Origin of the sequence: Dyella mobilis, assembly GCF_016904945.1 — a bacterium.
Lineage (GTDB): Bacteria > Pseudomonadota > Gammaproteobacteria > Xanthomonadales > Rhodanobacteraceae > Dyella_B > Dyella_B mobilis.
This window is the reverse complement of sequence record NZ_JADIKF010000040.1, coordinates 1,501,536-1,527,805: the sequence shown is the minus strand read 5'-3', so window position 1 is coordinate 1,527,805 and position 26,270 is coordinate 1,501,536. Positions and strand designations below refer to the sequence as shown.

The window sequence follows — 26,270 nt, the reverse complement described above, 5'->3', positions numbered from 1 at the left end:
GAACTCGTGGCGACAGGACATGAGGGTCTTCTCCTTCCACGGCATGACGCACTCCCAAGAGTCGACATCCCGTGAGACTAGGTGTTACCCATGTCTCCGAACACCTGTTACCCATGTCCCCAGTCCGCACAGCAGCGTAACCCAACGATTGCGCGCGAAATGTCGGGCTGCCCCCGGATCAAGTCCCGGGTAACCCAACCCGCGGCAGCCCCGCCTCATTGCAAGAGCAGCCTCTCGCTGATCTTTGCCAACGGCTTTTCCAGCGTCTTCAGCAGCCGCGGCGGCAGGTCCAGCGGCTTGAGCAGCATCTTCACCGTCATTTCCGCCGGGATGTGCCGACGCAACAGTGCCTGGGCCGGACCGGCCATCTTGTGGAAGGCGGCCTTGTCGTCCTTCTTTTCCGGGTAGCACTGGTTGAAGACGTGGCGCAGGGCGATGTCGCTGTCTTCGTTGCGGATCTCGTTGACGCGCCGCAGGATCGCGCGGAACACCTTGTAGCGCCCCAGTCCTTCGCTTTCGCGGTAGCGCTGGAAAGCCTGGTAGAAGTGCTTGTAATGCCGCACTTCGTCGCTCTTGATGTGGTTGGTGAGCTGCTTGAGCACCGGCTCGTCGACGATGTCGTTCAAGGCGCGGTAGAGGCTGGCGGTGCCGGTTTCCACCACGCAGCGCGCGGCCAGTTCCAGGCCGCGCGAGGGCTCCAGCTGTTCGTTGGTGCACAGCGCCCCGTAGTCGTTCCAGAACGCCTGGAAGCCGGCATCCCAGTTGAATTCCGGCCACACGTGGCGCACGTAGGCGGCCAGCGCGCGGCCGTGCTGCATTTCCTCGTGTTCCCAGTGCTCGCGCAGCCAGGCCTGCAGTTCCATGTCGCCGTCGAAGTGTTCGATCAGGTTGTGGGTATACAGATCCGAGCCGCTTTCAACGAAGGACGCGCTGCAAAGCAGCAGGAAAAGGTCCTGGTTGTGGCGGACGCGGGCGACGTCGATGTCCGCGAAATTCAGGCTTTCCAAAGTCCATGGCAGGGTAGAGCTGTAGTCCACGCGGCGGTTCCCGTACAGAAATGATCGCCCGATCTGTGACAAATCGGGGACAACAGCATAAAGGGTGAACGATGCGGCGGATTAACGCCAGTTACCGGTTCGCGCCGGAATGGGGGAGCCGGGCTTTAGCGGACCACGGTCACCGGCACGTGGGCGCCGGCCAGTACATCCTCGGACACCGAGCCCAGCAACCAGCGGCCCAGCGTGCCGCGCGAGGTATGGCCAATGACGATGTGATCGATGGTCGGATGCTGGCGTACCTGGTTGACCAGTACGTCGCCGGGGCTGCCGTGGGTGATTTCCAGATCCACCCGGTCGATGGCGTCGGGGGCGATGGTGCGCAATTCGTCCAGCAATTCCTGGGTGCGATGGCGGGACTCGTCGGTGATCATCAAGGAGCAGGCATCCGCACCGCCCTGGGTCACCTGCAGTACGTACACCACGCGTATGCGTCCGCCGCCGCAGCGCGCCAGTTCCACGGCAAAACGAAAGGCGCGCTGCGACGTCTCGGAACTGTCGTAGCCGACCAGGGAATACTTGACCATGTTTCCTCCGTGGCGATAGCAGGTGCCACGCACGCTCCAGTGTGCGCGGGGCGCCGTTAGTTAAGCATCAAGCGCGCAGAAACAACAGGCGGCTCTGCACGTTAGCGTCACGGCGGGTTGCCGATGCTGAACGTCCAGGCGCATCCTTGCCAAGCCGTTCAGTTTGCAAACGTGACACTTTCCCCCACGGCATTGACGACCGTAAACGCAATGTAAGGAGACCCTCATGAAGAAGCGTACTTTGGGACTGACTGCCGCACTGGTGCTTTGCGCCAGCGGACTGGCTGGCCTGCCGGCGACTTCGGCACAGGCGGCCACGGCACCCATCAAATGTCACCTGACTTACGAACTGGCGGGCTGGTCGGCCATCTATCAGCACGCGACCGGCAGCGGGCACGTGACCTGCGACAACGGGCAGCGCTCGGCCGTCAGCCTCAGCGTGCACGGTGGCGGTCTGACCGCGGGCAAGTTCCGCGTCAGCGGCAAGGGCGAAATCAGCAACGTCTACAACTTGCATCAAGTGTTCGGCAGCTACGCCCAGGCGGGCGCCTCGGCGGGTGCCGTCAACAGCGGCACGGCGCAGGTGTTGACCAAGGGCACGGTCTCGGTCGCGTTGACCGGTACCGGCCAGGGCGTCAACCTCGGCCTGGCGGTCGACAAGTTCGATATCGAACCGGCCAAGTGACCGCGTCCGGCACGCAGCACGAACGAAAGGCGCCCTGGTGGCGCCTTTTGTTTTAGCGGGGCGCAACGTCCTGCACGCTTGCGGCCTGAACGGGCCGCGTATACTCGATCAATCTGAGCCGTTTCGTCCGGCCTGCTTTCCCGGGGAGTTACCTCCATGCGTCGCCTTTTGCTCGTGCTTGCGGTGATCTGCCTTTCAGTGCTTTCGGCGTTGCCGGTATGGGGCGGCGTAAGGCAGGGCAATCCGCAGATCGGCCAGGCGGCCCCGGCATTCCGGCTGCAGGATCAGAACGGCCATTGGCATGCCCCGGCCGATTACCACGGGCATTGGCTGGTGCTGTATTTCTACCCGAGGGATTTCACGCCCGGCTGCACCACCGAGCTGTGCAGCTTCAGGGACTCCATCACCCAGTTGCGCCAGGCCGGCGCCGACGTGCTGGGCGTGAGCCTGGACGACGTGAAGTCGCACGGCGAATTCGCCGCCAAATATCACGTGCCTTTTCCGCTGCTGTCCGACGCCAACCGCCAGGTGGCGATGCGCTACGGCGTGCTGACCTCGGCCGTCGGTTTGCACTTTGCCAAGCGCACCACCTTCCTGGTTGACCCGAACGGCAAGATCGCCAAGATCTACCGTGACGTGGACCCGGGCAAAAACGCCGCTCAAGTTCTGAGCGATCTCACTACGCTTAAGAAGGCTTCAACCTGATGCTGATTTCCCGTTACGACCTGGGCCGGCGCAAGCCCGGGTTCGCCTGGTGGCGCATGTTTGCCTGGGTGCTGATGCTGTTGGCGGCCTTCGGCGGCGTGCAATACATCCAGCATGCGCAGCAGGTCTGGGCTGCCTTGCAGACCTTGCCCGCCGGAGAGGATCAGAACGCATCCACCCTGCACGGCATGTTGAACTGGGATATCGGCTACCTGGTGGTGGCGCTCGCCGTGATCGTGGCCTGCGCTGGGTGCATCCTGCGGCAAGCCTGGGCGCGACCGGTGCTGCGCGTGATGGCGCTGTTGCTGTGCGTGTGGAGCGCCTATCGCGGCGTGCTGCTGTGGCAGCAGTGGCAGACCTTCGACACGGCCAATGCCCTGTTGCAGGCGGGCGGACAACCCTCCGCCGGACAACTCGCACAGCTTGCGGACCTGCGTAAGATTCTGCTCGTTGGCCTCGGTCTGCGCATCGTCGCCATCCCCCTGCTTTTGTGGCTGGCCTGGCAACTGGGGCACCCCGCGGTACGCCTGCAGTTTCGCGCGCGCCGGCTTTAAGTAATCGGTTCAGCCGCAGTTCCTGGCGCGGGCTTTATCGCTGTCGCACCTTCGACCACGTCCGCTGGGTTTCCCTCATGCGTCTCCATCGCCTGCTTGCTGCCGCGGCACTGGCCGTTGCCTGTGCCGGCCTGCATGCGCAGGACCTGTCCACCGTATGCCACGCCACCAGCAGCTACGACCTCACGGTGCGGCCGGACCAGCTCATTTTCGATCGTGCGGCACCGGCGCCTACGCGGGTGGTGCTGGGCAATGGCGTGCTGATCACCGACGGCCAGCAGGTCGCCTTGAACGATGAGGAGCAGGATCGCCTGGCGCTCTTCCAGCAAGACCTGCGTGCGCTGATGCCGCGGGTGAAGGCAGTGGCCCAACGCGGCGTTGACGTGACTATGCAGGCGGTCAGGGAGGAGTCCGGCAGCTTGAACCTGGACCCCGATACGCGCGCGGAACTCGACAACCGCCTGGCCACCGATGCCGCCGATTTGCATCAGCGCATCGCCGCCAGCCAGAGCACGCACGACTGGCGCGGGGACGCCGCCAACCAGTACGCCAACCGGGTCATCGGCGATGTCGCCCCCTTGCTGGCCTCGGCGCTGGGGCAGCAGGCGGTGAACGCGGCGTTGAGCGGCGACTTGCAACAAGCCGCGGAACTTCGCGATCGCGCCAGCAACCTCGCCAGCGGTTTCCAGCCGCGCTTGCAGCGGCGTTTGCAGGTGCTGCGGCCGCAGATTCAGGCGCTTTGCCCGGACATCCAGCGCCTCTCGGAGCTGCAACAGGGCATTCGCGGCAGCAACGGACGATGGTTGAATCTGCTGCAGATCGGCCAGTGAAACGCCGGCTGAGCAAATTCTCGCGGCGTTTCGCAGGTTAATGAGCGGCTAAGTACCTGTACCGTAACGTGTCGTCCATTCAAACCTCGCAGTTGGAGGCGGCCGCCGTGTCGCTCGCAGCACAAAGCCTGTGTAATGGCCTGATCCGCCGCAGCATCGAGCTGCGGGCGCTTTATCGTCATGCCGCCAAGGAGGTCAGCGAGCCCGGGCTGCGCACGGTGTTGAACGAAGAGGCGCAATCGCTGGACCACGTCATTGCCGAATTGCAGGCCCAGCTGAGCAAGCAAACCTTCATACCCGCCACGCGCAGCCGCATGATCGGCCGGGCCAGGCAGCACTTCGATACGTTGCTGGTACGCAGCATGCACCGCAGCGACGATGCCTGGATCCGCGTGCTGGCCCGCAACGAAAAGCGCTTGCTAAAGGCGTATGAGCGCGCGCTTGGCCGCATCGCGTCCGGCGAGATGACCGTCGTCCTGCATCGCCAACTGCCGCGCCTGCAATCGATCGACATGGACATGCACAGCCTGGCCAAGGCGATCGGGTCTTGATGCAAGGCACACCGCCCGAAGCGCTGGCGGTATTGGCTTGCTGGTTCGATCCGGACCACCACGCGAAATGGTACGAAAGCGACCCCGCGTTCGATGCGTTGATCGACGCGCAGTTCGCGCGGCAGCTCGAAGAGGCTGCTTCCGGAAAGCTTGACGATTGGGCCGCCACGCCCTCCGGCTGGCTGGCACTGTTGATCGTATTGGATCAGTTCTCGCGAAATCTCTATCGCGAGGATCCGCGCGCATGGGCGCAAGACCTGAGCGCACAACGCCTCGCCACGTGGGGTATTGCGGAAGGCTTCGACCGTCAGCTTCCACCGATCCAGCGCGTATTTGCCTACATGCCGCTGGAACACGCTGAAGACAGGGAACTTCAGCAACGCGCGGTGGCGCTTTTCGGTGCCTTGTGCAACGACGTTCCGGCAGACGAACGCGACCGCTACGCCGGCTACCTCGACTATGCTCGCCGGCACGAAGCGGTGATCGCGCGGTTTGGCCGGTTTCCGCATCGCAATGCCGCGCTCGGTCGCATCAATACGCCGGAAGAAACGACGTATCTGGCAGAACCCGGCGCGGGTTTCTAAGCCCATCAGGCAGGCCAGGGACGATGGCCGTGTTACGACAGGGAGCAGGTCATGCGTCGTTATCTCGTTGTGGTGGTTTTGTTGATGTGCTGTGCAAGCGCGCATGCGCTGGAAAGCTTGCGCGTCGGCAATCAGTTGCTGGTGGTCGGCGACAGTGCCGCCCGGGTGAAGGCGCTGATGGGAAACCCGTCTGTGCGCGCAAAAGGCGGGTCGGGCAAATCGTCGTCCGGCAAGCGTTCTTCCAAATCCTCCGGCAAGGGCAAGAAGGCCACGGCGCAAAAACAGGATGCCAAGGACAAGGGCGAGAAATGGCAATACCGGCGCGACGGCCACACCACCATCTTCACCATCGTGGGCGGCAAGATCGCGCACATCGAGGATCTGCCCCGATGAACTGCGCCGTCGTCAGCTGACGCTGCGCAATTCCCTCAGCAAAGGCTGCGCGTCCCACGACACATACGCCTGCTCGGCTTCGCGCATCAGCGCCACGATGCGCCCGTTGGCCGGTGCCCGCATGCCTTTCGAAGCGGCTAGCGCCACGATCTCGCCGTTGATGTAATCCACCTCGGTGCGCCGCCCTGCTTGCAGGTCGTCCCAGGTGGAGGATCTTGCCAGCGGGTCGATCGCCAGCATGCGCCCCGCGATGCGATGGAACAGCACGTCGGGCATCGACAACAGTCGCGGCAGCCAGCTTGCGGGCAGCCCCGTGAGGTGAGCGGGGCGAATGCCTGCCGCACGCAGCACGCGCAGGCCCTCGCGTTGCAGCAGCGCAAGGCATAGCCGCCACGGTCGTTGCGCCAGTTCTTCGCGCAGCGGCAAGCCACTGAGTGCGTTCAAGGGGTTGTTGAGATTGAGCAGCAGCTTCGCCCACAGCACCGCCTGCATATCCTCGTGCTGCTGCAACGGTACGTGGCTGGCGGCGAAGATGTCGGCGAACGGAGCCAGTGCATTCGATCGCTCCACGATCAATTCGCCGGACGAACCTTGATGAAAATGCGCCGCCGTCGGCTGGGTCACGTTGAAGGGAACCATGCCGGCCAGCACCGCATGCCCGGGCAGGGCGGCGCGCAGTTCGGCGGTGTTGCGCACGCCGTTCTGGAAACTGATGACCGGTGTGCCGGGCGCAAGCGCGTCGGCCAGTTCGTGCGCTACATCCATGGTTGCCGCTGATTTCACCGTCACCAGCACGAGGTCGGCATCGCGTACTGCTTGCGGATCGGTATGCAGATCGAGCTGGTCCGGTGCAATGTGTTGCTGGCGACCGTGCAGGTCGCTGACGTGCAGGCCGTGTTCGCTCAGTGTCGCCGCTACGTGCGGCCGGGCGATGAAGCGCACGTGCGCATGTCCATGCAGCCGGCCTCCCAGATAGTTGCCGATCATCCCGGCGCCATAGATCGCAATGCGCGGCATCGGCTTCACGCTATGGCGGCGGCGGCGGCGCGGCCCGCCACGCGTCCTGAAAACAGGCAGCCGCCGAGAAAACTGCCTTCCAGCGCGCGATAGCCGTGCAGGCCGCCGCCGCCGAAGCCGGCCGCTTCGCCGGCTGCATACAGGCCGGGCAGGGGTTGTCCATCGTGGGCGAGCACTCGTGCCTGCAAATCGGTTTCCAGGCCGCCAAGCGTTTTGCGCGTAAGAATGTTCAAGCGCACGGCAATCAAGGGTCCGTGCGCCGGATCGAGCATGCGATGCGGCTTGGCCACGCGAACCAGCCGATCGCCGCAATAGCGGCGCGCATTGTGGATGGCCACCACCTGGCCGTCTTTTGCATAGGGATGGTCGAACTGCCGGTCGCGCGCCAGGATCTCCTCGCGCAGCCGTGCGGCGTCGATCAAGCTGTTGCCAGCCAGTGCATTCATGCCGGCCACCAGATCGTCCAGGTTGTCGCGCACGACGAAGTCGCGGCCGTGGCGCTTGAACGCTTCCACCGGTGCCGGCGCCTGCTTGCCGACTGCGCGCTTGACCACCTGGCGCCAGCTCTTGCCGGTCAGGTCGGGATTCTGCTCGGAGCCGGACAAGGCGAATTCGCGCCGGATGATCGACTGGTTCAGCACGAACCAACTGTAGTCATAGCCCGTGCGGCGCAGGTATTCCAGCGTACCGAGCGTGTCGAAGCCGGGCCATAGCGGCCCGGGCAAACGCTGCCCGCGTGCATCGAGCCACAGCGACGACGGTCCAGGCAGGATGCGTATCGCGTGATCGGGCCAGATCGGATTCCAGTTTTCGATGCCTTCCACGTAATGCCACATGCGGTCGCGGTTGATCAGTCGCGCACCGGCCGCTTCGCTGATGCCGAGCATGCGGCCGTCGACGTGCGCGGGTACACCGCAAAGCACGTGCGCCGGCGGTGACCCCAGCCGCTCTTGCGGCCAGTTCTTGCGCACCAGTTCGTGATTGCCGCCGATGCCGCCGGAAGCGACGATCACCGCCTGCGCGCGCCATTCGAAATCGCCGGCCGCGTCGCGCGAACTGGGTTTGCCCCGTTCTACCGGGTCGTCTGCCAACCGCGTTCCGCGTACGCCGCACACCCGGCCGTTTTCCACCAGCAGCGCATCCACGCGATGACGAAAGGCGAACTGCAGCAGGCCTTTTTCCTGCGCAGCGCGCGCGCGGCGCACGAACGGTTCCAGCACGCCCGGGCCGGTGCCCCAGGTGACGTGGAAGCGAGGCACGGAATTGCCGTGGCCGATCGCGCCATAGCCGCCGCGCTCGGCCCATCCCACCACCGGAAACCAGCGCATGCCCATGCCATGCAGCCACGCACGCTTCTCGCCCGCGGCAAAATCCACATAGGCCTCGGCCCATCGGCGGGGCCAGAGGTCTTCCGCGCGATCGAAGGCCGCCGAGCCCATCCAGTCCGCCAGCGCCAGTGCGTGGGAGTCGCGCACCCCCATGCGACGTTGCTCGGGGGAGTTAACGAAAAAGAGGCCGCCGAAGGACCAATGTGCCTGGCCGCCCAGGCTTTGCTCGGGCTCCTGCTCGATCACCACCACCTGCCGGCCGGCATCCGTCAATTCCGTGGCGGCGGCCAATCCGGCCAGACCGCCGCCGACCACGATCACATCGGTGGATTGCATGCACATTGCCCCTGGGCACATCTCCACGGGGAACTTATCGCGCGCCGGATCGTTTGCCTATGTGCGCTGCGCCATCGCTGAAACGGCGCGGCTATGACCGATGGCACGGGATGACGTACGGGCCATGCCGGACAGGGTCGTGCCGTTAAACCCTATGGGCATCGGCTGGCATCCAAGCTCGTAACGAACAGTCCGATCCAGGCTCTAGGGAGGGGAGATGTCATGCGCCACCACGTCCTTTGTCTCGTACCGATGCTTGCGCTGGCCGTCGTGGGCAGCGCCCAGGCCACCGGCGTGCACGACTTTCACCTGCAGTGCAACTACAGCAGCGACTACGACATCCAGATCCAGTCCGACGGGCTGATGTTTACCCGCGACAGCGATCATCCGCGCAGCATCTTCATGCACGACGGACAACTGCGCCTGGATGGCCGCACAGTGGCCGTGTCGCGCGACGACGTCGTGCGCCTGCGCCAGTACGAACAACAAGTGCGCGACCTGGTGCCGATGATGGCCGGCATTGCACGCGATGGGCTGGACCTGGGCTACGCGGCCCTGACCACCGTCGCCGCCACTTTGGACGACAACGGCGATGATCGCAGCGAAATGCTGCAGTCCCTGCGCGACCGGCACGAAGAAGCCGTGCAGCAAGTCGACGATACCCTGGGTCGCGGCACCTGGAAGGCCGGCGATGCCGGAGAGATATTCAACGACAACATGCAAAAGACCATCGCCGAGCTGGTCGGCCGCGTCACCGGCAATGCGGTAAGCGACGCGCTCAGCGGCGATGCCAACCGGCTGGCGTCGCTTCAGGCACGCGCCAATGCGCTGGACGGCACCCTCGACAAGGCCATCGACGAGCCCGCCGAAAAACTGGGCCAACGCGCGCAAGGCCTATGCCCGCGCCTGGCTTCACTCGAACAATTGCAGCGGCAATTCGATTTCCGTCTCGACGGCGGCGAACGCCTGCAGCTGCTTGCACCTGACAAGGACGTTTCCAACAAGGCGAGCCAATACGCCCAGCGGTAACCCCACCGGCACCATGCTTCCCCGGCATGGGACAGTCACGTGCCCGGATTCCCTCCCGGGCACTTTTTTTATGTGGAAAATGCGCGTCGCGAAGCTTTTTTTCGTGGCTTTCGCCCATGCGTCCCGATCCTGCGGCTGCTAGGCTCTTGGCAGTTTTGCCCGGGACCACGCCATGTTCGAGCATCTGCTGCAGATCTCCCTCGACGATCTTTCCTCACTCGTGCACACCTTCGGCCCGGCGCTGCTGGAAGCCTTGCTGCTTCTGCTGATCGGCGGCTGGCTCGCCGCGCGGCTGGCGAATTTCCTGCAGCGTGCGATGGGCCGCGCATCGTTCGACCCGACCTTGAGCGGCTTTCTGCGCAACCTGGTCTACGGTGTGCTGATTGCCGTGCTGATCGTGATGGCCTTGCAGACCGCCGGTGTTCCCAGTGCGCCCTTGCTCGCAGCGCTCGGTGCGGGCGGCCTGGCCATCGGCCTGGCCTTGCAGGGTTCGCTGAGCAATCTGGCCTGGGGCGTGTTGCTGATCGTGTTCCGCCCGTTCAAGGTCGGCGATTTCATTCATGCCGGCGGCGTCGACGGCACCGTGGAAGGCATCAACCTGATGCACACCCAGCTGGTGTTGGCGGACAACCGCGAAGCGGTGGTGCCCAATGCGAAGATCGGCGCGGATGCCATCATCAATTTCAGCCGACGCGGCACGCGTCGCTTCGAGTTGCGCGTGGGCATCGGCTATGGCGACGACATCGGCAAGGCGATCGCCGTGGTGCAGCGCCTGTTCCAGGCCGATCCGCGCATTCTGCAAGATCCGGCGCCGACGGTCTGGACCGACAGCCTCGGCGACAGCTCGGTCAACTTGCTGCTGCGCGGGCATACCGCCAATGCCGATTTCTGGCCGGCGCAGACCGATCTGCTGCGCGCGGTAAAGGAACAGTTTGATGCCGAAAACATCAGCATTCCGTTTCCCCAGCGTGATGTGCGCATCGTCAACGCCCCGGCTGCGGGCGGCTGAGCCGGGCGAAGCCTTTCGCATACGTATGCGCATGGCCGTCTAAGGCTGATTCGGCATGTCCGTAGCGGGTGTCGGTTGCTATGATGGAAGCCTTGCGGCCACCTCCGCCTTCCCCAGCGTGGCCGCCCTCGCTCTGCAGGAGAAATCATGGCCGACCTTAAAGAAGCCCGCGTTCCTGATATCGGCGGACACGCGGATGTCCCCGTCATCGAAGTTCTGGTCAAGCCCGGTGACACGGTTGAGAAGGATCAAAGCCTGATCACCCTGGAGTCGGACAAGGCAACGATGGAAGTGCCGGCACCGTTTGCCGGCGTGGTCAAGGAACTGAAACTGAAGGTGGGCGACGAAGTTTCCGAAGGCGCCCTGATCGCGATCATCGAAGCCAGCGGTGCCGCCGCCGCGCCAGCCCCCGCCCCGGCCAAGGCCGAAGCGCCGGCTCCGGCCCCCGCGCCAGCTCCCGCTCCCGCTCCCGCTTCGGCGGCTCCCGAGGTCAAGGAAGAACCCGCCCCGCTGGGCGGCCGCAGCGTGCTCCCCGGCAATGCGCCCGAGGGTGACGTGGCGCCCCAGGCCCGCCCCCCGTTCGACGCCAAGCTGGTCATGCCGGGCGATGCCCCCTACGCCACGCCGGCCATCCGCGCCTTTGCGCGCGAGCTGGGCGTGGACATCCAGCAGGTGAAGGGCAGCGGCCGCAGCGGCCGCATCGTGCGTGAAGACGTCGCCGCCTACGTCAAGCATGCGCTGGCTTCCGGCGCCCGCCCGGTTTCCGGCGGGAGCGCTTCGGTCGGCGGCCTCAACCTGCTGCCGTGGCCGAAGGTCGATTTCACCAAGTTCGGCGAGATCGAAGAAAAGCCGCTGTCGCGCATCCAGAAGATTTCCGGCGCCAACCTCGCGCGCAACTGGGCGATGATCCCGCACGTCACCCAGCACGAAGATGCCGACATCACCGAGCTGGAAGCCTTCCGCAAGAAGCTCGGCGAAGAGAACAAGGATCTGAAGATCACCCCGCTGGTGTTCCAGATCAAGGCGGTGGTCGCGGCACTGAAGAAATTCCCCACCTTCAACGCGTCGCTCGACGAGAGCGGCGAGAAGCTGATCCTCAAGAAATACTTCCACGTCGGCATCGCGGTGGACACGCCTGACGGCCTGGTCGTGCCGGTGATCCGCGACTGCGACAAGAAGGGCCTGCTGGATCTCGCCGTGGAACTGGGCGAAATTTCCAAGAAGGCGCGCGACAAGAAGCTCGGCCCGAACGACATGTCCGGCGGCTGCTTCTCCATTTCCTCGCTCGGCGGCATCGGCGGCACCGCGTTCACGCCGATCGTCAACGCGCCGGAAGTGGCCATCCTCGGCGTCTCCAAGGCCCAGACCAAACCGGTGTGGAACGGCAAGGAATTCGCGCCGCGCCTGATCCTGCCGCTGTCGCTCAGCTACGACCACCGCGTGATCGACGGCGCGCTCGCCGCGCGCTTCGCCTCCTTCCTCGCCACCCAGCTCGGCGACATCCGCCGCCTGCTGCTCTGACGGGGAGACGATCATGGCCAATACGATCGAAGTGAAAGTCCCCGACATCGGCGGTCACGATAACGTGCCGGTGATCGAGGTGATGGTGAAAGTCGGCGACACCGTTGCCAAAGAACAAAGCCTGATCACGCTGGAATCGGACAAGGCGACGATGGAGATTCCCTCCAGCGCCGCCGGCGTGATCAAGGAACTCAAGCTCAAGGTGGGCGATGAGGTTTCCGAGGGTGCGGTCATTGCGGTGATCGAAGCCGAAGGCGCTGCCGCTGCGGCCGAAGCCCCGAAGGCTGCGGCGCCCGCACCGGCGCCAGCTCCTGCTGCGCCCGCTCCTGCTCCGGCCAAAGCTGCCGCTGCACCTGCGCCGCAGGCGGCCGGTGGTACCGGTCGCAAGGCCGACATCGAGTGCAAGCTCGTGGTGCTCGGCTCCGGTCCGGGTGGCTATACCGCCGCCTTTCGCGCTGCCGACCTGGGCGTCGACACCGTGCTGGTGGAACGTTATGCCGCCCTCGGCGGCGTCTGCCTCAACGTCGGCTGCATTCCGTCCAAGGCATTGCTGCATGCCGCTGCGGTGATCGACGAAGCCGAAGCCATGGCTGCGCACGGCGTCAGCTTCGGCAAGCCCAAGATCGACATCGACAAGCTGCGCGGCTTCAAGACCAAGGTGGTCGGCCAGCTCACCGGTGGCCTGGCCGGCATGGCCAAGCAGCGCAAGGTGCGCACCGTGCAGGGCGTGGGCAACTTCGTGTCGCCCAACGAAATGGAAATCGATACCGCCGACGGCAAGAAGCTGCTGCGCTTCGAATACGCCATCATCGCGGCCGGTTCGCAGTCGGTGAAGCTGCCTGCATTCCCGTGGGATGACGACCGCATCGTCGACTCCACCGGCGCGCTGGAACTCAAAGACGTTCCCGCCAAGCTGCTGGTAGTGGGCGGCGGCATCATCGGCCTGGAAATGGCCACCGTGTACTCCGCGCTCGGCAGCGAAGTGACCGTGGTCGAGTTCATGGACCAGATCATCCCCGGCGCCGATGCCGACCTGATCAAGCCGTTGGCCAAGCGCCTGGGCGGCAAGCTCAAGGGCGTGCACCTGAAGACCAAGGTGGTGGACGCCAAGGCCACCAAGAAAGGCATCGAGGTCAGCTACGAAGGCGAGAGCATTCCCGAAACCAGCGTGTTCGATCGCGTACTGGTATCGGTGGGCCGCTCGCCCAACGGCAACAAGGTCGGCGCCGACAAGGCCGGCGTGGCCGTCACCGAGCGCGGCTTCATCAACGTCGATACGCAGATGCGCACCAACGTGTCGCACATCTTCGCCATCGGCGATCTGGTCGGCCAGCCCATGCTGGCGCACAAGGCCACCCACGAAGCCAAGGTGGCGGCGGAAGTGGTGGCCGGCCAGAAGAGCCATTTCGATGCACGCGTGATTCCGTCGGTGGCCTACACCGATCCGGAAATCGCCTGGGTCGGCGTCACCGAGCGCGAAGCGAAAGAAAAGGGCCTGAAGATCGGTGTAGGCAAATTCCCCTGGGTGGCCAGCGGCCGCGCCATCGGTATCGACCGCACCGAAGGCTTCACCAAACTGCTGTTCGACGAAGAAACCCATCGCGTAGTCGGCGGCGCCATCGTCGGTCCGCACGCCGGCGATTTGATTTCGGAAGTCGCGCTGGCGATCGAGATGGGCGCCGAAGCGGCCGATATCGGCCTCACCATCCACCCGCATCCGACCTTGAGCGAATCGGTGGGCATGGCGGCGGAAGCTTACGAAGGCACCATCACCGACTTGTACATGCCGAAGAAGAAGTAAGGCTTCGTGTTATGCATGAAAAAAGAGCCCGGTTATCCGGGCTCTTTTTTTTGTGTCTGCGAAAACGCTGGCTCAAGCGATGGACCGTCCCCTCTCTCCTTCGGGGAGAGGGAGCAGCTTGTCATCGCACCTACTGCCCCTGCGCGCCACTCTTCCCCTGATCCGGCAGCGCCGCCAGCAAATCTTCCTGCACCGACACCAGATTGCTGTCGGCCGAATGCAGCGTGCCGCGCAATTGTGCCAACACGCGCAGGAACTGCATCGGATCGACATCCTGGCCCTTGCTCATATCGGTGATCACATTCATCGTCTGCGGCAAGTCCAACATCAGAAACGCGCCGTGCTGCCGCCACTGCCCGATGGCGCGAATATCGGCGTAGGCAGTGGAATACGCGCTCAATTTGCTCGGTGCGATCCACGACACCGACTGGTTGGCCACGGCGACATCCCACGCGCTTACCGGCGTGTCCGGCGTTTGAATGTCGATCTTGAAGTCGTCGCGGCGGGCGCGCAGCTGTTGATTGATCTGCGCGCTGGGCACACCCTTCTGCAGATCGGCCGTCACCATCGCATCGAGACTGTCGAGCTTCTGCATCGTTGCCGTATTGCGCTGGATCGAGCGGCGGATGTTGTCCAGGTTCACGCGCAATTGCTGGTCGAACTGCGCGCTGGCGTCAGCCGCCGCCGACACGTGATGTGCGTGTTCAATCCACGCCTCCAGCCCCAGCGCGGTAAGAATGCCCAGCACGATCATCAGATAGTGCTTGGCGAGGTCCTTGAACGAATCCATCGGAAGCTTGGGTATGTCCACGTGCATGATGCGGCTCCGTTACCAGGGATCAGGGTGCTTCGTACCAATCAAATGGCGCGTAACTCACGCGCACAACAAAACCAGCGAACACCTACGCGACTGCCGGGTCGGCTTTTTGATACCGTCGGCATGTCATCGGCGCGGTCTCCAAACCGGGTTGCGTCGATGACCATTGCAGCAATGCAGTGAAGTCGCGGATCGAATGGGCGGCAACCCATCCGACCCGCTAACCAAAACCAACACGTCTAAGGATGTTGATCATGGCTATCACGGATCATACGGCACGCGAGTGCCCCTCGGTTCGCAACGAACCCATTTCTGATTCTGTCCCGTTCTCCCGCGTGCAGCTCTATCCCTTGAGCCAGGCGCAGCAAAAGCGGCTTACCGACAGCATGCGCGTGGCCGGCGTGCTGCTCGCCATGGGCACCATTGAAGGTTTGCTGGAATACAGCCAAGCCTGCAAGCGTGCCCGTATTCAGCGCGAGCACGATTCGGTGAGTCCCTGGCCGCTGATTCCGTCGGAAGCCAGCGGCCTGCACGCTGCGCTCTTCTATCTGCGCCAGTACGCCGGGACGCTCCATCCCGGAGCGGACGGATAAACGCGTCTGCCGTGTGATCGCCACCGCGGCACGCCGCCTGGAGGAAGGTGTGCCGCACTTTAGGCGAACGCACCGTGCTCGTGCGTACGCGAGGTAGCCATTCGGTGTCATGGTGCTTGCAGATAGCCGATCACCAGGCGCGAGGCCTCGTCGATCAGCGTCTTGGTCGCTTTGTCGGTGAGCATCTCGGGGTGATGCAACACCGCGTTGTGTGTCAGCGCCTCGATCGAAGTGACGCAGACAAACGCCGCCAGCGACACATCGGGCACGCGCAATTCGTGCTTGTGGGCTTGGAGATAAGCCAGGAATAGCGCATGGATCTGCCGGCCGTGCGTGTCGATGGTTTCAAGTTTTCCCGTACGCGGAATCTGCTCGGCCAGCACGCGATGCAGCTTCGGATCGACCCGATGCGCCTCGATCGCCGCGGTGACGAGCTGGCGCACCGCCAGCCCGATCGGCAGCGAGGCGGTTTCCTGCAGCACCGCGTGCACCACCTCCATGATGTCCTCGTTGTGCCGTTCGACAACGGCAGCGACCAGGGCCTCTTTGCTGGGGAAATATTGATAAAGCGAACCGATGCTCACGCCGGCCGTTTCGGCGATCCGATTGGTGCTGGCTTTGTCGTAACCCTCTTTGACCAGAATGCGAGCGGTTGCCGCCACCAGTGCATCGACGGTTGCGCGCGAGCGCTCTTGGGTCGCGTATTTCCTGGGTTTTGTAAGCGGTTTTCGCGCCATTTCCGGCACCCCGAATGCGAGTAGAAAATAAGAGCTATAGCTCGCATTCTATGCCTGTCGGGCGGCGAGAAAGCAACGCCGTGAAAGCAGCCCATTCCCCAGGCAGGACGTGGCCATGAACGTGAGCAACCTGTCGCAGCGGCTCGATGCCGCCGCGCGCGTGGATTCCGTGATCGAAGCGAAGCCGAGCTGGCAGAGCCAGTGGCTCAACGCGGCCCTGCGGCTGCTCCCGATCAAGAAAGGCATGGCGTCCGCGGCTGCGGTGCAGGCGCACGTACGCAAACGGGTACTGCGCCCGGCACCTTACGGGCCTGGCGAGCTGGGTCGCGATATCCGCGTCACCTTGAAGGACGTGGCCGGATGGCCGGTCTACACCAGCACCTGCGCGAGCGGCGAGGACACCGGGCGTTACGTGTTGTTTTTGCACGGTGGCGGATTTATCAACGAGATCGTTCGCGGCCATTGGCGTTTTATCGCCGACTTGACGCGCCATGCACGCGTCCGTTGCGTCGTGCCCATTTACCCGTTGATGCCGCGTGTCACGGCGAAGGAACTGGTGCCGGCGACCGGCGAGTTATTGCACAAGCTCGTGCAGGACGTGGCGCCGGCCAAAGTTACCGTCATCGGCAATTCGGCCGGTGCCGGATTGGGCGTAGCGGCGGCGCAGTGGTTGCGCGACACCGGCTATCCGCAGCCCGACGGCCTGGTGTTGATCTCGCCGTGGGTCACTACCTCGATGGAACGCGAAGAACAGGTGGCGCTGGCCGCCGCCGATCCGCTGCAGGACATGCCGGGCATCGCCGAATTGGCACGCCTGTATGCCGACGACCTGGACCACGCGCACCCTTATGTCAGCCCATTGAACGGCGATTTTCACGGCCTGGCGCCGATGATCGCCTTCGCCGGCACGCTGGATCTGCTCTATCCCGACAGCATCGACCTCGCCGCAAAGGCACGGGCGGCGGGCGTGCCTTTCGAGCTGCACCTGCGCCAAGGCCAACCGCACAACTACGCCGGCATGCCGACCCCGGAAGGGCGGCAGGCGCGCGCGATCATTCTGCGTGCTGCGGCGCAGGGCGTGATGGCGAGCTGAGGTGATTTTAAAAAGAGGCGGGAATGTCTCCGAGACTCCCCCGGGTTTTTTGCTCGTCATCCCAGCGAAGGCTGGGATGACGGCGAGTCTTTTTGAAGGTTTCGATCAAGTTGGAAGTGCCGCTGTTTTTGCGGAAATACCCAAGCAAAACGTTGGGGAGCCCTCAGGGAATATCTCAAGCCTTTAGGCTTTTAATTTGATCCACGGTGCGATTGCGATTTCTTTCGATAATATTACCGGTTACTCATTTACCTGTATCGGATATTGCATTGCCGATTATTGGAAAATATGCTTGCCCGGCGTGGTGGATGGCCACGCCTAGCGGCGGCTCGCGATGTGCGTCTACGCGAGAGGATTTTCAATCAACGGGATTTGCGCAGGAGGCACGAATATGTCCGGCATGTGGAATCAAACCAAGGCCGTAGATTACGCACAGAAGCACCAGGTAGGTGGATTCGGAAAAGGGCAGTGCGCCGAGCACGTGCGCCAGGCCATCCAGGCTGGCGGCATCACCTTGAACCGCACCCACTACGCCAAGGATTATGGAAACAGTCTGCAATCCGCGGGATTTCAGTCCGTGCAGGGTACGCCCGTCAAAGGCGACGTCGCGGTCATCCAGCCGGCACCAGGCCACCCCGATGGTCACATGGCGATTTTCGATGGCACGCATTGGGTGTCGGATTTCATCCAACAGCACGGGATGTATCCGGGGCCGTCCTATCGAAACGCAAAGCCTTCATACGTTATTTACCGGCATTATTGAGGTGGCGACATGAAACGCCTTGCTTCCATGCTCGTTGTTGTCTTGCTGATGACCGTCGGGCTGCTTCCCGCCAGGCTGCAGGCCCAGCAGGCACCGGCCACCCCGGAAGCTGCCGTAGCCAGCTTCTACCAGTGGTTTTTCAAGCACGACAACGACAACACCTATCCGCTGCGCGAAAAGGACATCTACTCATTCGTGTCGCAGAAGACGGTCGACCGGCTCAAGGATGTCTACAACCGCGCCGGTCCGCCGCACGATGTCGATTATTTCCTCAAGGTGCAGGATTACGATCCGAAGGACTGGGCTGCCAACGTGGTGGTGCATCCGTCGACCACGCTCGGGGATGTCGTCGTGGTACCGGTGACGTTCGGTTCCAAGGACAAGATCAGCGTGTTGGTTTTCCTGCGCAAGCAGGATGGCCGTTGGAAAATCACCAAGGTGGACGACACCTGGGATTACGAATAACCGGAATCGACAGGCCGGCGCGCGGACCATTCGGTCCGCGCGTGGTTTGAAGCTTAGGTTCCCGCGGCCTGATCCGGCAAGGCGTCCTGCAGATGCTTCTGCAAGGTGGTCAGGCTGTTTTTGGCTTGGTCGAGCATCACCGCCATCTGCGCCACCACGTGCAGAAACTCGCGCGGTTGCACGTTGCCCGAGCGCAAGTCGGTGGAGACGTCGATCATCCTGGGACCGTTCATGGTCAGCGCAAGGTTCGCCGTAAAATTGCTGTTGGTCTGGCGCTGGTTGGCATAGGCGGCGGAGTAAGCGTACATGCGCTTGTCGTCGATCCAGCTGACCGACTGGTTCGCCACCGCCACGTCCCAGGCCTCCTGACGCAGGGTGGGCCAACGCAGGTTGAGATGAGAGATATCGTTGGGGCTTTCGGCCAGATTGCCTGTCTCGGCCATGATGTGTTGCACCATCACGGCATCCGGCGTATTGGCTTTCAGGTCCCGCTCCAGGCCGTCGCGAATCTTCGCCAGCATTTGCGCACGTTGGGCATCTTCCGCCAGTGCGCTGTTAACCTCGGCCAGATTGGCGCGGATTTCCGTGTCGATCTGTGCGCTGGCCGCCTCCGCCGCATGTTTGTGATGCGCATGTTCGATCCAGGCTTCCAACCCCAAGGCCGTGAGGATGCTGAGCACGATCATCAGATAGTGCTTGAGCGCGTCTTTCAGCGATTTCATTTGCGTTTCGGGCAATTCGAGATGCATGGCGGCAACCACTGGGCGGGACAGGTGCAAGCGTAACCAGTCTGGGCGCTGCGCGGAAAGTGAAACCGCAAGCTCACCAGGAAGAAAAGCCCGGCACATAGGGGAAGGAAAGCGACTGGTAATACTTGAGCGAATGCTCGGGCGGCGCATAGCCCGGTGGCAGGGGCTGGCCGGAGATGCTCTGGAAATAGGCGATACAGGCATCGCGCCACCACTGCGCTTCCTTTTCCTGGATCGCGAGGAAGCTGGCGGTCTGCTGGTAGCGCTGCTCGTCGACGTAGCCGTGCAGGCCGCGCCAGGTTTCGCGCATCCGCTTTACGTCTTCCACGCCTTGCGCGTAGTGCGCCACCAGCTCATACCAGAGGGTCTGGCCGGAGCGCATGCGATAGTCCCAAGGGACGTGGTGGAAGTAGAGCAGGAAGCGCTCGGGCGTTTGCTGGATGTCGCTGAACTGTGCGGCTACTGGCGGTGCATATTGCGCTGCCGCGTCGCTACCGCTGCGGGTGCGATCAAAGCCGATGCCTTGCTTGTCGGCGCGGTGGTAGTAGACCGGCCGCCAATCGGCTTCGGCTTCGCTGGCATCCCAGGGTGCCGGCCCATAGTGATGACCGGGGCCCATCAAGTGCACCAGGCCAAGCGGTGTCATGTAGTCGACGGCGGCTTCGCGCGAACCCATCATCATGTCGACCACGGGTTTGACGAAGGCGTCGTCGTTGCTGAAGGTCATGCGCACCCATTCTTCGGCAATGGTTCGCGATGACTGCGACGGGTTCCACGCGAGACGGCCGAAGACGTACCAGTTGGCCTGATTGAAATCCGAGCCGCACCAGTCGCGGTCCGTGCCGATGTTGGCATCGCCGGCCATGCCGGTCAGGCGATGGCCCTCCAGCGAACCGTCGATCACCTTGGCCACGGTGGAGCCTTTGCCGTGCGTCATGGTGTCGGACGACAGCACTTCTTCATACACCGGGCCGAGGTAGACCAGGTGCGTGGCGAAGCCGAGGTATTCCTTGGTGATTTCGAATTCCATCATCAGCGGCGTCTTCGGCATGGCGCCGAACAGCGGATGAAAAGGCTCGCGCGGTTGGAAATCGATCGGGCCGTTCTTTACCTGCACCAGCACATTGGCGCGAAATTGCCCGTCGAGCGGCTTGAACGCATCGTAAGCCTGCTTGGCGCGATCTTCCGGATTTGCCTGCGAATACACAAAGGCGCGCCACATCACCACGCCGCCGTGCGGTGCCAGGGCGTCGGCCAGCACGTTGGCGCCATCGGCATGCGTGCGACCGTAATCGGCCGGACCGGGCTGGCCTTCGGAATTGGCCTTGACCAGGAAGCCGCCGAAGTCTGGAATCAGGCGGTAGATTTCGTCGGCCTTGGCACGCCACCAGGCGCGCACCTGCGGGTCGAGCGGATCGGCGGTTTTCAATCCGCCGATTTCAATCGGTGCGCTGAAGCGGATGCTCAGGTATACGCGAATGCCGTAGGGCCTGAATACATCCGCCAGCGCCGCCACTTTTTGCAGATAGGTGGGCGTGAGAATGGTCGCACCGCCGGCGACATCGTTGAGCACGCTGCCGTTGATGCCGATCGATGCATTGGCGCGTGCATAGTCGGTATAGCGCGGATCGCGCCAGTCGGGCAGCTTCCACCAGTCCCAGATCGAAGCGCCGGCATAGCCGCGCTCCACCTGGCCGTTGAGATAATCCCAGTGGTCGAGCACGCGCAAGGTCAAATGCGGTGCATCGTGCAGGTCGAGTCGATCGATGTGTTGCCCGGTTTGCAGCAGGCGCAGAAAGCGGAAGGCACCATACAGTGCGCCGATATCGCTGTTGCCGACGATGGCGGTGGCGGCGTGTCCGTCGATCACTGCGCTGCGGATGAGATAGCCTTCACTGCCCAGGTTCCTGGTATCCCAGTGCAGCCGGGCGATCAGTGGCGAAGACGCGGCTGTGCCGACGACAATTGCACCATCGTGCAACACGGTTTGGGTGAGGGGAATGTCGCGCCCGAGCAATCCACTCAATCCACGTTGCAACTCATCCCGGGTCGCGCGCTGGGTGGGTGTGTCGGCGGCAAGCACCAATTGGGACGCCCGGCCGCCGTAAAGCTTCATCTGTGCCGGGGGCAGTGGACGATAGCGCAGCCACAGGTCGTAACCGTCTTCGGCACGCGCCCATCCTGCGCATGCCATCGTGAGCAGGATCACGGCAAACGCGATGCAGGCGCGCATCGGCTTCACGTAGGCGGCGCCGCGAGTGATTCAAACAGGTCCTCCTGCACCACGAAACTGTCCTGATCCACGAAGCCGGAAAGTCCCACGCCCACCAGGCGATAGCGGCTGTCGGCGGGGCGCTCGACGCGTGCGCGCAAGGCGCAGGCCACGTCGGCCAGTTCTTCCGCCGAGCGCGGATGCACGGAAGGGGTGAGGCTGCGGGTGAGGGTGTGGAAATCGGAGGTTTTCAGTTTCAGCACCACGGTGCGCGCCACGCGGCCACGTTGCACTTCGCGCTGGTGTGCGGCCCAGGTTTTTGCGGCCAGGTAGCGGATGTGCGGTTCGAGTTCGTCCAGCGTGAGGTCGTGCTCGAAGGTATCTTCGGATGACACCTGCAAGGTGAGCTGGTTGGGCTGCACGGCATGGTCGTCGATACCCAGCGACAGTTCGTGCAGGCGCACGCCCCAGCGGCCGAAACGTTGCTCCATTTCCAGTTCGGACAGGGCGCGCAGATCGCTCACCGTCTTGAGGCCCAATGCCTCCAGCTTCGCCTCCATCACCTTGCCCACGCCGGGCAGGCGCCCAACGGGGAGTGGCGCGAGAAAGGCCATCACCTGGTGTGGGCGTACCACGAACAATCCATCGGGTTTGTTCCAGTCGGAAGCGATCTTCGCCAGGAATTTATTCGGCGCCACGCCTGCGGATGCGGTGAGCTGCGTCTCTTCGCGGATCGCCGTGCGAATCGCCTCTGCCGTGGCGGTCGCAGAAGGCAGGCCGGTCTTGGTGACCGTGACGTCGAGATACGCCTCGTCCAATGACAGCGGTTCGATCAGGTCGGTGTGGCGCGCGAAGATCTCGCGCACCTGCCGCGATACCGCTTTGTAGCGCACGAAATCCGGCGGCACGAACACCGCCTGCGGGCACAGTCGTTCGGCGCGCACGGCCGGCATGGCGGAGCGCACGCCGAACTTGCGTGCTTCATAACTGGCCGCGCACACCACCGAGCGCGCGCCGCGCCACGCCACCACCACGGGCTTGCCACGCAACGACGGATCGTCGCGCTGCTCGACCGACGCGTAGAACGCGTCCATGTCGACGTGCAAAATTTTGCGTGATGGTGGGGTGGGCACGGCTGTGCATGGTGGGATGACGAACCGATTCTAGGGCGTCGTGCCGCTTCGTGCAGTGCCGCGCGAGCCGCTCAGCCCCTGTAGGCGTTCGAGCACACGTGCCGCAAAGCGCTCGGCGGCATCCGGCTTTATCGACATGAACAGCTGCGGCTCGGTCAGTTCCAGCTCCATGATGTGGAAGTGTCCGTTCATCACCACGCCGTCCACGCGGGCATAGTCCAGCTCGCAATGCCACAGGGCCGAAGTCGTCGCCAGGGCTTTATCCGCGGCCTGCACGATGGCCGCATCCGGAACCGCCAGGGCGGTGCTGCCGCCGTGCTCCTGCTGCACGCGGTAATCGCCGCTGGCGGGGCGTTTGAGCACGGCGTGGCTGTAGCGGCCGCCGAAGTAGAGCAGGGACCACTCGCCGTGCGCGGCGATCTCGGGCACGAACGGCTGTACCAGGAAATCCAGGTCCGCGGGGAGACCCGCCAGCGCTTGCTCGAACGCCGCGGTACCGCGCGTGCCGCGCACGGTATGCCAGGCGCCTCCGCTGACGGCGGGCTTGATCACCAGTTCGTCATCCACGGCGGTATGCACGATTTGCGCAAGCTGCCCGGCGGGCGCAATGCGCGTGGGAATGATCGCCACGCCGGCGCGCTCCAACTCCAGCAGATAGCGCTTGTCGGTGTTCCATCGGATCAGGTGCGTATCGTGAATGGCCGGTACGTGCAGCCGGTCGAGCGTATCGAGCCAGGCAAGAAAGGCCGTGTAATGCCGGAAATAATCCCAAATCGTGCGGATCAGCACGGCATCGAAGGCGCCCCAGTCCACCGCCGGGTCGTTCCAGATGCAAACGGTGGGTGTTATGCCAAGCTGTTCCAACTGCGTAACGAAGTACGCGTCGTCCGGGTAGACCTGCGGAAACTGCGCGCAGGTGGCGATGGCAAGGCGAAAACCGGAATGAGACAAAGACATGCGAACACCTCCAGTAACTGGGGTGGGCGCCCTTTGACGTTGTGGGTGGTCGGCCGGACCGAGCGTAGCGGACGCGATGTCCGTTGCAGCACCCCTCGGGGCCGATGCGCCAGCCAAAGCGGGTCATGGCGCGTAACGGGGGCGAGTATCCGGAGCGACGCCTTGGGGTGTCAATGGGACATTGGTCACTTCACGCCGATGCATCGTGCCGGGTGCGATCATCGGTGGCTGGTGCCCGATGCTCCGGAATGCTTGCCCTAGGCATCCTTACATCACCCTCCACGTGGGCGCTGATCGGGGCGCGCTTTTTACTCAAGGAGTGATCGATGAAAATTCTGATGGTTCTGACTTCGCACGACCGGCTCGGCAACACGGATCACAAGACCGGCTTCTGGCTGGAGGAATTCGCCGCACCGTATTACGTGTTCAAGGATGCCGGCGCCGAGATCGTGCTGGCTTCGCCCAAGGGCGGGCAGCCGCCGCTCGATCCCCGCAGCGACGAACCCGATTCGCAAACCGAAGCCACCAAGCGCTTTCACGCCGATGCTGCCGCGACCAAGGCGCTGGCTACCACGCTCAAGCTCGCCGATGCCGCCAAGGGCGAATACGACGCCGTGTTTTATCCGGGCGGCCACGGCCCGCTGTGGGATCTGGCCGAAGACAAGGATTCCATTGCGTTGGTCGAACGCACTTACGCGGCGGGCACGCCATTGGGTGCGGTCTGCCACGCGCCGGCCATCTTCCGCCACACGCGCGGCGCCGACGGTGAGCCGCTGGTGAAGGGCAAAGCGGTCACCGGCTTCAGCAACAGCGAAGAAGATGCCGTGGGCCTCACCAAGATCGTGCCCTTCCTGGTCGAAGACATGCTCAAGGCCAACGGCGGCCGTTACTCCAAGAAGGACAATTGGCAGTCGTACGCGATCACCGAGGGCAAGCTGATCACCGGCCAGAATCCGGCATCGTCGGTGGCGGCCGCGCAGGCGGTGTTGGCTTTGCTGGGTGGATCGCTAGGGCCATAGGTCACCAGACAATCGGTGCCGACTCAGGTTACTGTCGGCATCTATGACTGATACCAACTCGAACTCCTATCTTCGGCGGCTGGGCATTTGGGACGGCGCGGCGATTGTCGTCGGCGGCGTGATCGGCGGCGGCATCTTCCGCACCCCAGCCACCGTGGCCGAGCGCACCGCTTCGGGCCTGCCCTTGCTGGCGCTGTGGGCGATCGGCGGCCTGCTCACCCTGACTGGCGTGCTCTGTTACGCCGAACTCGGTGCGCGCAGGCCGCAGGCGGGCGGCATCTACATCTACCTGCGCGAAGCCTTCGGTCCGCTGCCTGCCTTCCTGTTCGGCTGGACCATGGCGCTGATCAATTACCCAGGCAGCGTTGCGGCCGTGGCCACGACCTTTGCCGACTACGCTTGCCGCGCCGCCGGCTTGCCGGGCTTGTGGGTGAAGCCGTTCGCAGTGGGCGCGATCGCCTTTATCGTCGGCGTGAATTTCTTCGGCATTCGCGCCGGTGCGTGGATGCAGAACCTGTTTACCGTGTTGAAGCTGGCGGCGATCACGATGCTGATCGTGGTGGGGCTGGCGATGGCGCATGGGCATCTGGGGAGCGTCGCGGAGGTGGATGTGGCGCATCCGGTGCCGCCCGGTGCGTGGATCGGCGCCTTGCTGCCGGTGCTGTTTGCCTATGGCGGCTTCCACTATCTCAACGATATGGCTGGTGAAGTGCGCGACCCGCAACGCACCTTGCCGCGTGCGCTGGCGCTGGGCATGACCGGCGTGGTGTTGTGCTATCTGCTGGTGAATGTGGCCTACCTGGTCGGCTTGGGGCACGCGGGGCTGGCATCGAGCATCGCGCCGGCCGCCGATGTGATGAGCCGCGTGTTCGGCTCGCACGGTGCCATGATCATGGCTATCGGCATCGCCTGTTCCACCTTCGGTTATTGCAGCATCGCCATCGCGGGCGGTGCGCGCGTGCTGCAGACGATGGGCGCCGACCGCATGTTTTTTCGCGCGGTCGGACAGATCGACTCGCGCTATCGCGCTCCGCAGATCGCGTTGGCGGTGCTGGGCGTCTGGGCGATCGTGCTGACCCTGTCCGGCAGCTTCAACCAGTTGCTGGATTACACCACGGTGGGCGAATGGCTCGGCCATGCCTTCGGCATCGCCACGCTGTTCTGGTATCGCCGCCATTTTGCCGACCAACCTTTGCCGTACCGCGTACCGCTGTATCCGCTGCTGCCGCTTGTCTTCGTCTGCACCGTGTCCTGCGTGATCGTCGCCACCGCGATCAACACGCCCGGCGATGCCGGCATGAGCCTGGTGATCATTGCCTGCGGCATCCCGGTGTACGCGCTGTGGCGGCGTTCGGAGAAGCGCCGGACAAGTACCTAAGGCTGCTCGGTCGAGTCGTTGTCCGCTTCGTGAGGGAGCGGATCGGAGCGGGACGCCTGCAGCGCGCGCAGGTTTTGTTCCAGCTCTGCGATGGTCAGCGGAAAGTAGCCGTCCTCGCCCTCCGACTTGAGCCACCCTTGCGCGCGCTTGCGCTCGACTCGAACGTCGGCCTTGGCCAGCGCCGAGACAACTTCGTCGACGCCGACGTGGCCGACGTCGCAGGTCAGTCGCCACAGCCAGTTCATCTTCATGGGATGGATTCCGCGATGAAGCGGAGGTGTCTTGTAACCCATGCTGGAATCCTCCCGCCGGTTATCCATGGCGCCGCGTGCGCGATGGACCATGGCACGTATTCCGGCGTGAAACGGGTGTGAAGCCCAGGACTTCGGGTCTGCCGATCCACCTTGGCTTATCATGCGCTTGGCTGAA

At 63.7% G+C, this 26,270-nt stretch carries 28 protein-coding genes; 17 read left to right on the top strand and 11 right to left on the bottom strand.

Translation table 11 applies throughout. The annotated features are described in order from the left end of the window. Positions 1 to 215 precede the first annotated feature (215 nt). Together ISS99_RS23090 and ISS99_RS23085 are read right to left on the bottom strand one after the other, a co-directional pair. Positions 216 to 1,037, bottom strand: a complete 822-nt coding sequence (locus ISS99_RS23090) for a ferritin-like domain-containing protein (RefSeq protein ID WP_204633932.1) — start codon at positions 1,035 to 1,037, stop codon at positions 216 to 218. Positions 1,038 to 1,162: 125 nt separating this feature from the next. Beyond that, positions 1,163 to 1,582 carry a universal stress protein gene (locus ISS99_RS23085; RefSeq protein WP_204633931.1) on the bottom strand — a complete coding sequence of 140 codons (420 nt, stop codon included), beginning with the start codon at positions 1,580 to 1,582 and terminating at the stop codon, positions 1,163 to 1,165. A 226-nt stretch (positions 1,583 to 1,808) separates the two neighbouring features. On the opposite strand from ISS99_RS23085, the gene ISS99_RS23080 reads away from it, so the two are divergent. From ISS99_RS23080 to ISS99_RS23050, 7 genes are all read left to right on the top strand, one after another. Continuing rightward, positions 1,809 to 2,267: a hypothetical protein gene (locus ISS99_RS23080; RefSeq protein WP_204633930.1), complete on the top strand. Its 459-nt coding sequence runs from the start codon at positions 1,809 to 1,811 to the stop codon at positions 2,265 to 2,267. 156 nt (positions 2,268 to 2,423) lie between these two features. Next, complete coding sequence (locus ISS99_RS23075; protein WP_204633929.1) at positions 2,424 to 2,972, top strand: peroxiredoxin; 549 nt, start codon at positions 2,424 to 2,426, stop codon at positions 2,970 to 2,972. Further along, on the top strand, positions 2,972 to 3,526 hold the full coding sequence (locus ISS99_RS23070; RefSeq protein WP_204633928.1) for a hypothetical protein: 555 nt from the start codon (positions 2,972 to 2,974) through the stop codon (positions 3,524 to 3,526). The genes ISS99_RS23075 and ISS99_RS23070 overlap by 1 nt, the downstream gene beginning before the upstream one ends. A gap of 77 nt (positions 3,527 to 3,603) precedes the next feature. Next, positions 3,604 to 4,356, top strand: coding sequence for a DUF2884 family protein (locus ISS99_RS23065; RefSeq protein ID WP_204633927.1), 753 nt, complete (start codon positions 3,604 to 3,606; stop codon positions 4,354 to 4,356). A 68-nt stretch (positions 4,357 to 4,424) separates the two neighbouring features. Beyond that, the gene (locus ISS99_RS23060; RefSeq protein WP_284343615.1) at positions 4,425 to 4,907 is read left to right on the top strand and encodes a PA2169 family four-helix-bundle protein; all 483 of its coding nucleotides are present in this window, start codon (positions 4,425 to 4,427) and stop codon (positions 4,905 to 4,907) included. Beyond that, positions 4,907 to 5,491, top strand: a complete 585-nt coding sequence (locus ISS99_RS23055; RefSeq protein WP_204633926.1) for a DUF924 family protein — start codon at positions 4,907 to 4,909, stop codon at positions 5,489 to 5,491. Before ISS99_RS23060 ends, ISS99_RS23055 begins: the two co-directional genes overlap by 1 nt. A gap of 51 nt (positions 5,492 to 5,542) precedes the next feature. Further along, on the top strand, positions 5,543 to 5,884 hold the full coding sequence (locus tag ISS99_RS23050; protein WP_204633925.1) for a DUF2845 domain-containing protein: 342 nt from the start codon (positions 5,543 to 5,545) through the stop codon (positions 5,882 to 5,884). Between the two features lie 12 nt (positions 5,885 to 5,896). Here the strand turns inward: ISS99_RS23050 and ISS99_RS23045 are convergent, their stop codons facing one another. Further along, entirely contained in the window at positions 5,897 to 6,901 is a 1,005-nt protein-coding gene (locus ISS99_RS23045) for a 2-dehydropantoate 2-reductase (RefSeq protein WP_239538327.1), read from the bottom strand. 5 nt (positions 6,902 to 6,906) lie between these two features. Continuing rightward, the gene (locus tag ISS99_RS23040) at positions 6,907 to 8,565 is read right to left on the bottom strand and encodes an FAD-binding dehydrogenase (protein WP_204633924.1); all 1,659 of its coding nucleotides are present in this window, start codon (positions 8,563 to 8,565) and stop codon (positions 6,907 to 6,909) included. A 222-nt stretch (positions 8,566 to 8,787) separates the two neighbouring features. Between ISS99_RS23040 and ISS99_RS23035 the strand changes: the two genes are divergently transcribed. The 4 genes from ISS99_RS23035 (at position 8,788) to lpdA (ending at position 13,925) form a co-directional block, all read left to right on the top strand. Next, the gene (locus ISS99_RS23035) at positions 8,788 to 9,594 is read left to right on the top strand and encodes a DUF2884 family protein (protein ID WP_204633923.1); all 807 of its coding nucleotides are present in this window, start codon (positions 8,788 to 8,790) and stop codon (positions 9,592 to 9,594) included. Positions 9,595 to 9,766: 172 nt separating this feature from the next. Then, positions 9,767 to 10,603, top strand: coding sequence for a mechanosensitive ion channel family protein (locus ISS99_RS23030; RefSeq protein WP_204633922.1), 837 nt, complete (start codon positions 9,767 to 9,769; stop codon positions 10,601 to 10,603). 147 nt (positions 10,604 to 10,750) lie between these two features. Continuing rightward, a complete protein-coding gene (gene aceF, locus ISS99_RS23025) occupies positions 10,751 to 12,124 on the top strand; it encodes a dihydrolipoyllysine-residue acetyltransferase (RefSeq protein ID WP_204633921.1) in 1,374 nt (457 codons plus the stop codon). 13 nt (positions 12,125 to 12,137) lie between these two features. Continuing rightward, positions 12,138 to 13,925 carry a dihydrolipoyl dehydrogenase gene (gene lpdA / locus ISS99_RS23020; protein ID WP_204633920.1) on the top strand — a complete coding sequence of 596 codons (1,788 nt, stop codon included), beginning with the start codon at positions 12,138 to 12,140 and terminating at the stop codon, positions 13,923 to 13,925. A 130-nt stretch (positions 13,926 to 14,055) separates the two neighbouring features. On the opposite strand, the gene ISS99_RS23015 is transcribed toward lpdA, so the two are convergent. Next, positions 14,056 to 14,742, bottom strand: a complete 687-nt coding sequence (locus ISS99_RS23015; protein WP_204633919.1) for a hypothetical protein — start codon at positions 14,740 to 14,742, stop codon at positions 14,056 to 14,058. Between the two features lie 254 nt (positions 14,743 to 14,996). Between ISS99_RS23015 and ISS99_RS23010 the strand changes: the two genes are divergently transcribed. Continuing rightward, a complete protein-coding gene (locus ISS99_RS23010; RefSeq protein ID WP_204633918.1) occupies positions 14,997 to 15,335 on the top strand; it encodes a hypothetical protein in 339 nt (112 codons plus the stop codon). Between the two features lie 107 nt (positions 15,336 to 15,442). Here ISS99_RS23010 and ISS99_RS23005 read toward each other — a convergent pair whose 3' ends face one another. Beyond that, positions 15,443 to 16,072, bottom strand: coding sequence for a TetR/AcrR family transcriptional regulator (locus ISS99_RS23005; RefSeq protein ID WP_204633917.1), 630 nt, complete (start codon positions 16,070 to 16,072; stop codon positions 15,443 to 15,445). 115 nt (positions 16,073 to 16,187) lie between these two features. Between ISS99_RS23005 and ISS99_RS23000 the strand changes: the two genes are divergently transcribed. From ISS99_RS23000 to ISS99_RS22990, 3 genes are all read left to right on the top strand, one after another. Next, positions 16,188 to 17,165, top strand: a complete 978-nt coding sequence (locus ISS99_RS23000) for an alpha/beta hydrolase fold domain-containing protein (protein WP_204633916.1) — start codon at positions 16,188 to 16,190, stop codon at positions 17,163 to 17,165. 334 nt (positions 17,166 to 17,499) lie between these two features. Beyond that, positions 17,500 to 17,928, top strand: coding sequence for a CHAP domain-containing protein (locus ISS99_RS23820; protein ID WP_425490492.1), 429 nt, complete (start codon positions 17,500 to 17,502; stop codon positions 17,926 to 17,928). A gap of 9 nt (positions 17,929 to 17,937) precedes the next feature. After that, entirely contained in the window at positions 17,938 to 18,393 is a 456-nt protein-coding gene (locus tag ISS99_RS22990) for a DUF3828 domain-containing protein (protein ID WP_204633914.1), read from the top strand. Positions 18,394 to 18,446: 53 nt separating this feature from the next. Here the strand turns inward: ISS99_RS22990 and ISS99_RS22985 are convergent, their stop codons facing one another. The 4 genes from ISS99_RS22985 to ISS99_RS22970 form a co-directional block, all read right to left on the bottom strand. Next, the gene (locus ISS99_RS22985) at positions 18,447 to 19,115 is read right to left on the bottom strand and encodes a hypothetical protein (RefSeq protein WP_204633913.1); all 669 of its coding nucleotides are present in this window, start codon (positions 19,113 to 19,115) and stop codon (positions 18,447 to 18,449) included. Positions 19,116 to 19,215: 100 nt separating this feature from the next. Next, positions 19,216 to 21,375 (bottom strand): alpha-glucuronidase family glycosyl hydrolase, encoded by a 2,160-nt coding sequence (locus tag ISS99_RS22980; RefSeq protein WP_204634031.1) that lies wholly within the window; start codon positions 21,373 to 21,375, stop codon positions 19,216 to 19,218. Between the two features lie 5 nt (positions 21,376 to 21,380). Continuing rightward, on the bottom strand, positions 21,381 to 22,505 hold the full coding sequence (gene dinB, locus ISS99_RS22975; protein WP_425490495.1) for a DNA polymerase IV: 1,125 nt from the start codon (positions 22,503 to 22,505) through the stop codon (positions 21,381 to 21,383). A gap of 12 nt (positions 22,506 to 22,517) precedes the next feature. After that, a complete protein-coding gene (locus ISS99_RS22970) occupies positions 22,518 to 23,444 on the bottom strand; it encodes an ATP-grasp domain-containing protein (RefSeq protein ID WP_204633911.1) in 927 nt (308 codons plus the stop codon). A 326-nt stretch (positions 23,445 to 23,770) separates the two neighbouring features. Here ISS99_RS22970 and ISS99_RS22965 point away from each other — a divergent pair, with 326 nt between their 5' ends. Both ISS99_RS22965 and ISS99_RS22960 read left to right on the top strand, forming a co-directional pair. Then, the gene (locus tag ISS99_RS22965; RefSeq protein WP_204633910.1) at positions 23,771 to 24,463 is read left to right on the top strand and encodes a type 1 glutamine amidotransferase domain-containing protein; all 693 of its coding nucleotides are present in this window, start codon (positions 23,771 to 23,773) and stop codon (positions 24,461 to 24,463) included. A 43-nt stretch (positions 24,464 to 24,506) separates the two neighbouring features. Beyond that, positions 24,507 to 25,841: an APC family permease gene (locus ISS99_RS22960; RefSeq protein WP_204633909.1), complete on the top strand. Its 1,335-nt coding sequence runs from the start codon at positions 24,507 to 24,509 to the stop codon at positions 25,839 to 25,841. On the opposite strand, the gene ISS99_RS22955 is transcribed toward ISS99_RS22960, so the two are convergent. Beyond that, complete coding sequence (locus ISS99_RS22955; protein ID WP_204633908.1) at positions 25,838 to 26,092, bottom strand: hypothetical protein; 255 nt, start codon at positions 26,090 to 26,092, stop codon at positions 25,838 to 25,840. The genes ISS99_RS22960 and ISS99_RS22955 overlap by 4 nt on opposite strands. Positions 26,093 to 26,270: the final 178 nt, after the last annotated feature.

Bases quoted from the DNA above. Each gene is read 5' to 3' on its own strand.
- ISS99_RS23000 (WP_204633916.1), top strand. From the start codon at position 16,188: ATGAACGTGAGCAACCTGTCGCAGCGGCTCGATGCCGCCGCGCGCGTG.
- ISS99_RS23055 (WP_204633926.1), top strand. From the start codon at position 4,907: ATGCAAGGCACACCGCCCGAAGCGCTGGCGGTATTGGCTTGCTGGTTC.
- ISS99_RS22955 (WP_204633908.1), bottom strand. From the start codon at position 26,092: ATGAAGATGAACTGGCTGTGGCGACTGACCTGCGACGTCGGCCACGTC.
- ISS99_RS23820 (WP_425490492.1), top strand. From the start codon at position 17,500: ATGTGCGTCTACGCGAGAGGATTTTCAATCAACGGGATTTGCGCAGGA.
- ISS99_RS23070 (WP_204633928.1), top strand. From the start codon at position 2,972: ATGCTGATTTCCCGTTACGACCTGGGCCGGCGCAAGCCCGGGTTCGCC.
- lpdA (WP_204633920.1), top strand. From the start codon at position 12,138: ATGGCCAATACGATCGAAGTGAAAGTCCCCGACATCGGCGGTCACGAT.
- ISS99_RS22985 (WP_204633913.1), bottom strand. From the start codon at position 19,115: ATGAAATCGCTGAAAGACGCGCTCAAGCACTATCTGATGATCGTGCTC.
- ISS99_RS23040 (WP_204633924.1), bottom strand. From the start codon at position 8,565: ATGCAATCCACCGATGTGATCGTGGTCGGCGGCGGTCTGGCCGGATTG.
- ISS99_RS23050 (WP_204633925.1), top strand. From the start codon at position 5,543: ATGCGTCGTTATCTCGTTGTGGTGGTTTTGTTGATGTGCTGTGCAAGC.
- ISS99_RS23030 (WP_204633922.1), top strand. From the start codon at position 9,767: ATGTTCGAGCATCTGCTGCAGATCTCCCTCGACGATCTTTCCTCACTC.
- ISS99_RS23075 (WP_204633929.1), top strand. From the start codon at position 2,424: ATGCGTCGCCTTTTGCTCGTGCTTGCGGTGATCTGCCTTTCAGTGCTT.
- ISS99_RS22965 (WP_204633910.1), top strand. From the start codon at position 23,771: ATGAAAATTCTGATGGTTCTGACTTCGCACGACCGGCTCGGCAACACG.
- ISS99_RS23065 (WP_204633927.1), top strand. From the start codon at position 3,604: ATGCGTCTCCATCGCCTGCTTGCTGCCGCGGCACTGGCCGTTGCCTGT.
- ISS99_RS22980 (WP_204634031.1), bottom strand. From the start codon at position 21,375: ATGCGCGCCTGCATCGCGTTTGCCGTGATCCTGCTCACGATGGCATGC.
- ISS99_RS23045 (WP_239538327.1), bottom strand. From the start codon at position 6,901: ATGCCGCGCATTGCGATCTATGGCGCCGGGATGATCGGCAACTATCTG.
- ISS99_RS22970 (WP_204633911.1), bottom strand. From the start codon at position 23,444: ATGTCTTTGTCTCATTCCGGTTTTCGCCTTGCCATCGCCACCTGCGCG.
- ISS99_RS23005 (WP_204633917.1), bottom strand. From the start codon at position 16,072: ATGGCGCGAAAACCGCTTACAAAACCCAGGAAATACGCGACCCAAGAG.
- ISS99_RS22960 (WP_204633909.1), top strand. From the start codon at position 24,507: ATGACTGATACCAACTCGAACTCCTATCTTCGGCGGCTGGGCATTTGG.
- aceF (WP_204633921.1), top strand. From the start codon at position 10,751: ATGGCCGACCTTAAAGAAGCCCGCGTTCCTGATATCGGCGGACACGCG.
- ISS99_RS23035 (WP_204633923.1), top strand. From the start codon at position 8,788: ATGCGCCACCACGTCCTTTGTCTCGTACCGATGCTTGCGCTGGCCGTC.
- ISS99_RS23080 (WP_204633930.1), top strand. From the start codon at position 1,809: ATGAAGAAGCGTACTTTGGGACTGACTGCCGCACTGGTGCTTTGCGCC.
- ISS99_RS22990 (WP_204633914.1), top strand. From the start codon at position 17,938: ATGAAACGCCTTGCTTCCATGCTCGTTGTTGTCTTGCTGATGACCGTC.
- ISS99_RS23010 (WP_204633918.1), top strand. From the start codon at position 14,997: ATGGCTATCACGGATCATACGGCACGCGAGTGCCCCTCGGTTCGCAAC.
- ISS99_RS23015 (WP_204633919.1), bottom strand. From the start codon at position 14,742: ATGCACGTGGACATACCCAAGCTTCCGATGGATTCGTTCAAGGACCTC.
- ISS99_RS23085 (WP_204633931.1), bottom strand. From the start codon at position 1,582: ATGGTCAAGTATTCCCTGGTCGGCTACGACAGTTCCGAGACGTCGCAG.